Annotated in this window: 6 protein-coding genes; 3 read left to right on the forward strand and 3 right to left on the reverse strand. The window is 53.9% G+C overall.

All coding sequences use genetic code 11. The features are described 5' to 3' along the window. Window positions 1-391: 391 nt before the first annotated feature. The gene (locus ACN0VD_RS16555) at window positions 392-1,849 is read right to left on the reverse strand and encodes an alpha-L-fucosidase (protein ID WP_417596277.1); all 1,458 of its coding nucleotides are present in this window, start codon (window positions 1,847-1,849) and stop codon (window positions 392-394) included. A 600-nt stretch (window positions 1,850-2,449) separates the two neighbouring features. Between ACN0VD_RS16555 and ACN0VD_RS16560 the strand changes: the two genes are divergently transcribed. Together ACN0VD_RS16560 and ACN0VD_RS16565 are read left to right on the forward strand one after the other, a co-directional pair. Further along, complete coding sequence (locus ACN0VD_RS16560) at window positions 2,450-4,990, forward strand: TonB-dependent receptor (protein WP_417596279.1); 2,541 nt, start codon at window positions 2,450-2,452, stop codon at window positions 4,988-4,990. 43 nt (window positions 4,991-5,033) lie between these two features. After that, window positions 5,034-6,437 (forward strand): MFS transporter, encoded by a 1,404-nt coding sequence (locus ACN0VD_RS16565; RefSeq protein ID WP_417596281.1) that lies wholly within the window; start codon window positions 5,034-5,036, stop codon window positions 6,435-6,437. A 17-nt stretch (window positions 6,438-6,454) separates the two neighbouring features. Here ACN0VD_RS16565 and ACN0VD_RS16570 read toward each other — a convergent pair whose 3' ends face one another. Next, on the reverse strand, window positions 6,455-7,114 hold the full coding sequence (locus ACN0VD_RS16570; RefSeq protein ID WP_417596283.1) for a TetR/AcrR family transcriptional regulator: 660 nt from the start codon (window positions 7,112-7,114) through the stop codon (window positions 6,455-6,457). Between the two features lie 117 nt (window positions 7,115-7,231). Here ACN0VD_RS16570 and ACN0VD_RS16575 point away from each other — a divergent pair, with 117 nt between their 5' ends. Beyond that, window positions 7,232-8,167 carry a Coq4 family protein gene (locus ACN0VD_RS16575; RefSeq protein ID WP_417596285.1) on the forward strand — a complete coding sequence of 312 codons (936 nt, stop codon included), beginning with the start codon at window positions 7,232-7,234 and terminating at the stop codon, window positions 8,165-8,167. Here ACN0VD_RS16575 and ACN0VD_RS16580 read toward each other — a convergent pair. Next, a complete protein-coding gene (locus ACN0VD_RS16580; RefSeq protein ID WP_417596287.1) occupies window positions 8,151-9,248 on the reverse strand; it encodes an oxygenase MpaB family protein in 1,098 nt (365 codons plus the stop codon). The two genes, ACN0VD_RS16575 and ACN0VD_RS16580, sit on opposite strands and share 17 nt — an antisense overlap. Between the last annotated feature and the right edge of the window lie 50 nt (window positions 9,249-9,298).

A 9,298-nucleotide genomic window follows, 5' to 3' on the forward strand; every position in this document is an offset into this window, starting at 1 on the left:
TACTCCCGCAACCAAACAGAACACCCCGCCTCGCGCGGGGTTTTTTGTGTCGGTTTGGTGAGCGACCGGATTTTAACCTCGTTCAATCGGAGCGAAGCGATGATCATGGGCGGAGCCCATAAATCCTACTCCCGCAACCAACTTAACGTCTTAATGTCAGTGATTTAACGAAAAGCCTCGGTCGAAAGATCGGGGCTTTTGCTCGTTTCCCGCCGTCGGAATCGACCCATTGATCGTTGAACCAGTTTTGCTCGTGGCTCTTCGTGTCATGTTCTCCGCTATATAATAGGTCTTGATCGAGTTGTCTGAGACCAAACCATTGCGAGTTGGGATGTTCTAGACATAATCTAGCCAAGCATCTGTCATAGCGACGTTCCGGCGTTCAGCACCATCAAGTTTCGGCTAGCGCAACCGATACCGCGGTGCCGATCGGATCAGAGCTCGGGCTAGCGAAGGTTAGCAGAAGATCCTTTCCCTGCGCCTCCAAGATCACCGGGCTGCCATCGGCAAGGCGGGAAGCAGCGCCGGAGATGACCAAGTCCTTTACCTGCAACCGGGTGGATGTAATTGGACCCTTGAATATCAGGTTCAAACGCCCTGGTGAGGAGGTGAAGCGGACGGCTTGGCCATCCTCAGTCTCTCCATCCGAGCGAGTCCACGGCCGCGTTCCATAAATCGCATCGCCATTGGCTCGCAACCAGGTGCCAAATTGCTTCAGTCGCTTCAATTGTTCGTCGGGGATGGTGGCATCGGTTCCACGCGGACCGACATTGAGCAAAAGATTGCCATTGCGCGACACGGCATCGATGAAATCATGAATGAGTGTTTCGGCGCTGTCATAATCAGCATCCGTATCGTTGCGGTTGAAACCGAATGAATGGCTCATCCCGCGGGTCGCTTCCCACTTCTTGATCTGGATTTCGGCAAAGGCGGCATATTCGGGCGTACGGAAGTCGCTGTGCGGCACTGGAGGCGGGATGATGCCCTCCGATTCCTTGCCACTGTGTTTGCGCAATGATGCCTTAATTTTGTGATCAATAAATTTCCGGACCAAGGGAATTTTAAGCAATTCTCGTGGAAAACTTGCCGCAACCCAGCGGTCGTTGACCACGCCATCCGGGACCGCAGAATAATAGTCGGCAAATAGCTGATAGAGCGATTTGGAACGAGTTGGCCACGATATGTCATTCCAGAGCACCGAGGGTTCGTATTTCTCGATCAGTTCGCGAACCTGAGCCATAGCATAGGCCGGATAATCGCCGCTAGGCGTTGATGAAATGAAGTCGCCAAGAGTACGCATCGGCCGACGATTGAAGGTCCAGTCGATTCCTCCCGAATAATAGACCCCGAACCGCATGCCGGCCGCGCGCACGGCGTTCGCCAATTCGCCGACAATATCACGGCTCGTGGTCCAGTTTTCTTCGTGCGGGTTGGCAATGTCGGACGGCCAAAGCGAGAGCCCGTCATGATGTTTCGTCACAAGCACGACATAGCGGGCGCCTGCATCGCGAAAAGCTTCGGCCCAAGCGGAGGGATCCCATTGCTTAAGCCCTTCTTCGAAAGGTTGTTTGAAATCTGTATAGGGCGCGTCACCATAATTCGTTTTATGAAACTCTGCCGAAGGAGATCCCTCAACCTTGGTCGCGTTCCAGTACCATTCGGTATAGGGGACCATGGCAACGGCTCGGTCATAATCTTTGGCAAATGCTTCGCCAATGGAACCCAGGCGAGGGGCAAAGCCGGGAATCGCGAAAGCGCCCCAGTGGATGAATATCCCGAATTTTGCGTCATCATACCAGTCAGGCAATTTGCGTGCAGAAAGTTCGGCGAGGGTGGAGGACGGGCTCATGCTAAAATCTCCCATAATCCCATAGAGCTATTCCGGCCACTCGTTGGTATCGCACCAATTTTTCTTTTTTGAGATATGTCCGGCCAATTCGTCTGGCGCATTTGTCGAGCCATGTTTCCAATCCCCATTTTCTGCCTCCATCTTTGTGGTGGCTTGATCGCTGTCAGTGTGACGAAACACATCGATACACTTAATTCTACTGACATATAAAAATCTATCGGACAACTATTATATCGAGCGAAATGGAATTCGCGGAGACTATCCTATGCCGCCCTTCGTGCAGCTGCAGGCGTTTTGAGGGGATTCTCATTTTCCCAAAAATACAGCGCAGATGCGACGCCAATTCGGAGGAGAATTTGATTGAATATCTTGCTTTTTCCATACGGCAAAAAGCATCATCCCCGCAGAATTCCAACGAATCTTTACTTATCTATCAAGATAATTATATGATTATAGACTAATATATGAATCTCCTATAACATCCGCTTCAGAAGATGCCGCAAAGGCATGTTCGGACACAAATATTGTGAGACCCGTATCAAGCGGGCTCATTGTTCTAGTTATCGACCAGCGGATCGCTGGCGAGGGGAGAGGATGGCTATGCGAAACATTTCATGGATGCTTGCGAGCGTCGCATTTGTAGGGACGCCGGTTGCAGCACAAACACAGGAAACGGTACCGGGAGCAGATCAGCCGGCGGCCGAAACAGCCGCTTCAGGCCTCGCGGAAATCGTCGTCACGGCTGAAAAGCGCAGTGTCAATCTTCAGGATGTGCCGTTGCCGATATCAGCCTACACGGCTGATGCGCGACAGATTGCGGGTATAAATACGCTTCAGGATTTTGCGAATTTTACACCCGGCCTCAGCTATTCGGCCAGTAACGATCGTGTTTTTATCCGCGGTATCGGACGTCAAACGAACACCAACGGCAGCGATCCAGGTGTATCCACCTACACGGACGGAATATATGATTCCTCGACCAACTCAATCGGCGCATCGGATTTCTTTATCGAGCGCATTGAAGTGTTGCGCGGCCCGCAAGGCACGCTTTACGGACGCAATTCAATCGGCGGCGCCATCAATGCGATCTCGAAACGACCGACCGAAGAACTGACTGCGGATTTGCGCGGCACGCTTGGCAATTACGGTGTCTATAATCTGGAAGCTTCCGCATCTGGGGAGGTCGCGAAAGGACTTCGGGCACGGTTGGCCGGCGCGTATTATAATCAGGATGACGGCTATTTCAAAAATGACGCCGGCAAGGTCAGTGAAGGGGGGCGGGGTGAGCGCCGGTATCTGGAGTTGCAACTGGAAGCCGACCTGGGGCCGGATGTGACTGGCTGGTTCAAATTTTCAACCGGCAGTACCGACCTTAATCCTCGCACTATCAACCGTATCGGTGACTATGATTTCGCACCTTATCCATTTGGAGCAATTACCCCCGGGGCTGCCTTTGGCTATTTAATCCCGGGAGTGGTTACGCTGAACCCGAACCCCCAGCCGCCCGGTGCGACCGATATCAGGCACTTCAGCGCCGACACGACCCAGACCGAACGTTTGCGTGACAATTTCGGTGTGACCGGCGATGTAAAATGGACGTTGCCAACTTTCGATGTTCGCCTGCTCGGCGGCTATCAGGAATATCGTGCTGAAAATACCTATGAACTCGATGATACCAGCGTGATTTCTTATACATTCCCGCTTGCTGCTGGTGGAGGTGTTTGCGCTTTCATTCCCGGCTGTGGCCCTTTGACAGTATTCCCCTCGTCACAAGTTGACCTGGGCACCGACAAGTCGTTCGGTAGCGGCGAACTCAACCTGACGTCGAACACCAACGGACCGCTGCAATGGGTCGCCGGTGTTTATTATTATCAGGAAACGTTGACGCAGGAAACGCACTTCCGTGCACCCGATCAGCTGGAACTTCAAACGCCGGCCAATGGGCCCGATAATCCGTCCAGCGATTTCGTATATGCCGCCTCGACGCTGACCACCAAGTCGATAGCTGCATTCGGCCAGATCGACTATCAAATCTCCGACGAATTCAAAGTGACAGGTGGATTGCGCTATACCCGTGACAAGAAAAGCGGAGACGAATCCTTCCGCATCCTGTGTCTTGGGTGTGGCGGGTTCTCTCCCGATCTATACGGGACGGCGACCCCGGCGCTCGACATTACTGCATCGCAAATTTCTACCGCCGCTGCGCCGGGCGTAGCGTCTGCTGTCGTGATTGATCCGGCGACAGGTATCGCCACTCGTGGCTTGTCGAACAGTTGGGATGCCGTAACCGGCACGGTCGCTGTCCAATGGCAGCCGACAGACGATGAGTTGGCGTTCGCGCGATACAGCCGGGGATATAAATCCGGTGGTTTCAACGCGGGCGGTATATCGGCGCTGCCACAAACCGGAGCGGAGCATGTCAACGCCTACGAGATAGGGTATAAACGGACGCTGGGTGCGAGACTTCGGGTTAACTTGGCGGGCTTCTATTACGACTATCAGGGGCTTCAGGTACCATTGACCGTATCACAACCGGGAGGTGCACAGCTTACCCAGTTCTTCAATCTCGACAGTTCGAAAAGCTACGGGGTTGAAGCCGAACTGGCATGGCAGCCAACGGATGCTCTACAACTGGCGTTCAATTATGGCTTTGGCCATTCGCGCGTCGACAGCGGATGCTGTTTTGTCGATGGAGAGGATCCCTTGGCTCTCCAGCCGGAAGCTCAGCCATCGGGCGCTGCTGTAGCAGGACAGCAACCGCAAAGTGTCGACGGCGCGCGGCTGCCCAACGCACCACGTCACAAGATTGCGCTAAATGCTGTATATAACATCGACTTCGATCCCGGCACGTTATCCTTGTCCGGCAATTATGTCTGGCGCAGTGCGGCATATAGCAACATCTTCAACCGCGAATATAACCGTATGCCATCTTATGATCAGGTGGACCTGCGCGCGATCTGGACCGAACGTAATGACCGTTTCCGGGTTATCGCTTTCGTAAAGAATGTTTTTGACAGCGTGGGTTACGACAGCGCATCGGGCGATCTCCTCGCTTCCTCGCCTACACTGGAGGTGGCGCAGTCATATTCGTTGACGCTACCCCGAACCTTCGGTGTTCAGCTTGAAATTCGCTTCCGATAGGTAGCGGCGGGTGTCACAAACCAGTTCGGCGACCGGAGGCAAGTTGCCAATTTCAACACGGCTTCTTTATGGCTCCGGTACTATAGCGTTTGGCGTCAAGGATCACGGATTCAACGCTCTTCTGATGCTATTCTATAATCAGGTCATTGGTCTTCCGGCTGCCTGGGTTGGATCTGCGATCATGATTGCCATGATCGCAGATGCGCTTTTCGATCCCTTGCTGGGGCAATATTCTGATAATTTCCGCTCCCGCCTGGGGAGGCGGCACCCCTTCATGTATGCAGCCGCTTTGCCTATCGGACTTTTCTACCTGCTGCTCTGGTCACCGCCTGACGCCTCAAATACGGTACAATTTGCATGGCTTGTAACGACAGCAATTTTCGTGCGCTTCTCTATCAGCCTTTACGAAATTCCATCTACCGCTCTGCTCGCCGAGTTCACCAGCGACTATGACGAACGCACAAAACTTGTCGCTGCCCGTTTCTTCTTTGGCGTTTGCGGCGGCCTTGGAATGACAGTCGTGACATTCGGCTATTTTCTGCAGCCGACGCCCGAGCAACCGGTCGGCCATTTAAACGCCGGGGGCTATACCGTTTACGCCTGGGTAGCGGCAGCTATCATGATGGCATCGGTCCTCATCTCGTCGTTCGGCACGCAAAAAGAGGTGCTGAAACGCCCGGCTCCGCCACCGCGCGAAGCGATATCAACGTCAAAAATGCTGAAGGAAATGTTGAGCATATTGGTGCACCCTTCTTATATTTCCATCCTTCTCGCCAGCCTGTTTTTTGCCATTGCTTCGGGAATCAACATGGCACTTCAAATGTATTTCTCTACCTATCTCTGGGAACTGAGCGCAAACCAGATCGCCATGGTCGCATCTACCAGCGTCATCGGCATAGTCTTCGCATTCGTTGTGGTTCTGCCTCTGTCTGTACGCTTCGGCAAAAAGTCTTCTGCGTTGCTGATGTTCAGTTTGGCACTGATTTCCAATGTAACGCCATTGATTTTGCGGCTGGCCGACCTGTTTCCAGCCAATGGTGAACTGATGTTGCTATGGCTGCTAATGGGCCAGTTCGCTTTCACGATGATGGCGACCATCGCTGGCGGGATCCTGGCTGTGTCAATGGTTGCGGATGTCACGGATCAAATCCAGCTGGAAACAGGGCACCGGTCCGAAGGGCTGCTCTTTTCCGCCTCGACGATGGTCAACAAAGCTATATCGGGCATGGGTATTTTATTAGCAGGCCTGTTGCTCGCCTTCGTCAACTTCCCCGATAATGCCCAGCCAGGGCTTGTCGGTGACGACGTTCTGCGAAGCCTTGCCGGCGTCTACATCGGTACGACATTGCTAGCGACGATACTCGCGATCATTTGTCTTGCATATTATCCGATCAACCGGTCGCGCCATATCGAGAATATCCGGCAACTGGGCGAGACCGCGCTGTGATAGTCCGGGTCGTGTTATCAGGCGGTATCCGCGGTTCCCGCTGCGCCGCCCTTGATCAGTGGCACGCCGTTAGCGAGCACGGCTTCGGCAGCGTCCAGTAAACGCTCGTTTTCCGCGACGAGGTCTCCGGCACGGCCGCTTTCGATCCAGTGGTCGAACGCCATTCGACCACCCGCAACCAACATCGCAGCGACCATTTGTGCTCGGCGATCTTCCGCCGGATCAATCCCGAGTTCGTCAGCTATATAATCCGTCATCAAAGTGATCTGGAGGCGTTGATGGGCGAACCAGACGGGCAACAGTTCAGGCTCGCCGGCAATGGCTCGTCCGAGATTAATCTGTCCGTCTCCGTCGCGCTCATAAGCATGGGCAATTCGCGCGACCTGGTTACGCCAGAATACCAGCACCGGTATACCCTGTTCGCGCTGGGTCTCGACCACGGCTTGAAATCTGGCACCCGCCACGACAGCAATCTCGGCAGCGAGTTTACGCTTTGACGAAAAATGCGTGAACAGTGTGGTTATATGGATATCGGCAGCCTCGGAAATTGCCGCCATTGTTGCGTCTGCATAACCGTGGGTGACAAAAAGCCGCCGGGCGGCATCGACAATGCGCTGGCGTGTGCGCGCTTTTGTCGCGGTCCGCCTCGGAAAACTGGTTTTAGCTGGTTCTGACATAGCTCTATTATAGTCGATAAACAGGGAAGCGCCAGTTCTAACTTGATCATTCTATCTTTATAGTGTTATCTCAAAAAAACAGTTTCTAGGAGGGTGATTATTATGTTGGATCTATCGATGCAGAATGAATTCGAAACGTGGGTCGAGACAGGCCAGCCCCCGCTCGAGGAGCAACCGATATTGGGACTGGCCGCGCTAATGACGACGGCGGCGTTTGTCGATCCAGTCGCCCAAGTGCCGATCTTCGACGCTATCGCTGCGGCGACTTTGGCAAGCAACGACAGCACCCAGCGCGCCGCTGAAATTACCGAGGCATTGCCATGGGTGAAAACCGGAAAGCCGCGTATCGCATTGCCCCGGCCATTATGGGACGGGTTCTGGAATATTGTTCAGGCACCGCCGTCGCCGACCGACAGCGAGCTGGATTTGACATTGCAAGTTGTCGCGCTGGGCGATCTTTATGACGACCGGATGGTGGATTGCTGCGAAGAGGCTCTTCTCGAATTTGACGGGGTGCATGATCTGATTGCCCAACCCGAAGTACGACTGACCACTGCCGATCTGGAACATTACCCGACGGATACGCTGGCGACCGATTTGCTAACGATGTTGAATTCGAACGGATATGATATCGAGGTAATTGATGCCGATAACGTGGTTCTGCCGGGAGACTATCCGGCGCAGAACAGAACCAACCGTCGCATTCTCCAGCTTCATGACGTTTGGCATCTGGTGGGAGGATATGGTTTTACAGCGGCCGGTGAGGTGGCGATTTCCGGGTTTCAGATGGCACAGTTCGGGCAAAATTATTCAACCCGTTTTTTGGCGACGGTTGCAACCAAATCCGCAGTTCATGCGCCTGCGCTAACCGACATGTTGCTGACTGTGACTTTCGATGGCTGGCGCCATGGCCGTGCCACCAAAGAACTAATTGCCGTTCCTTGGCACAAGCGCATCGCCGATCCGATTAGTAAAATCCGCTCCGATATGGGCATTCATCCGATTGACAGTAACGCAATGCGGATGTTGGACGCCCTTATGCCGCCGGCGTAGTAGCCGGACGATATTGCCGTGCGTCGGTCGTAAACTCTGCATGACCATAATCAGCGAGCTGAGCCTTAAGCTTCGCGACCAGTCGGCGATCGGCTATCCCGCGCAGGCCGGGAATATGCGAGGCAAGCGCGTAGAGGCGCATTCTGGCATAGATAAACAGACCCGCGATGGCGGCCAGGAAAACATCGCCCGATGTAAGCTTCACCCCGATCGACGCGGCTTTCTCCTTGTCGTTGCCCATGAAGCTCTTGACGAAAAATAGCTTCGCAAAAGCGCGTTCGAAAGTTTCGTGGGCGCGCGCGCGAAACGAATTATTCGGCCGTAAATCTGCAGCCATGGTCGCCCGCAACAATTCCCCACATGTTTCATCATCATATCCGCTAAGCAGGGTTCCGCTGCGCGCGTTCATAAGGTCGACAATCCCTTGGGGTGTATCGGCGAGCAGATCTTCAGGAAGACCGAGAAGAAAACATCGATAGCGCGCCAGTTCTACCATCGCGCGTTCAGAGTCCGTGAATTGCTCCCGGCCCTCCGCGATCATTTTATACGACAACAGAAAGATCGAAATTAGTCCGGCAGGCATCTGATCAACTTGTGGAATGGGTATGCCATAAATGCTGACATCCCATTCACCGGGTCGGCGCAAGACGTTCGCACGCACCATCGAATGCATCAATCGCACCATGGCCGCAGCTTTGAAGCCAGGACCAAAGCGTTCGAGCGCGCCTGGCAACAAGGAAGTGGTGAAGAAAGTCGCGGTATCCTTGACGCGTCTGGCAGCCGTCTGGGTCGTTAACGTGCCGGTGATCGCCATTGGCAAGGCGGCATATTTATTCATGAAAGTTGCAATGAACGCGCCGCGGATGATGAATGGGCCGAAATTTGCGGCTGAATTTCGGTCTATACGTGCGCCTTCCTCGACAAGTTTCATGTCTACCCAGTCGGGAGTTCGCTCCATCTCGCGGATTAATTCGACTAGTTCGGGCGGCGCGTCCGGCACATTTTCCACGCCTTGGTCGCAGGCCAGGGTCAGCATATCGACCAAGGTGCGAAAACTGTCCGTCGTCAGAACATTTGGCACAGATGGCTGCGTAAATTAGCGGAGCATCGGCCTCGTCTTATTGGTTGATA

The sequence above is a fragment of the Parasphingorhabdus sp. genome (genome assembly GCF_048267785.1).
In the GTDB taxonomy this organism is placed as follows: domain Bacteria; phylum Pseudomonadota; class Alphaproteobacteria; order Sphingomonadales; family Sphingomonadaceae; genus Parasphingorhabdus.

Bases quoted from the DNA above. Each gene is read 5' to 3' on its own strand.
- ACN0VD_RS16575 (WP_417596285.1), top strand. From the start codon at position 7,232: ATGCAGAATGAATTCGAAACGTGGGTCGAGACAGGCCAGCCCCCGCTC.
- ACN0VD_RS16560 (WP_417596279.1), top strand. From the start codon at position 2,450: ATGCGAAACATTTCATGGATGCTTGCGAGCGTCGCATTTGTAGGGACG.
- ACN0VD_RS16555 (WP_417596277.1), bottom strand. From the start codon at position 1,849: ATGAGCCCGTCCTCCACCCTCGCCGAACTTTCTGCACGCAAATTGCCT.
- ACN0VD_RS16570 (WP_417596283.1), bottom strand. From the start codon at position 7,114: ATGTCAGAACCAGCTAAAACCAGTTTTCCGAGGCGGACCGCGACAAAA.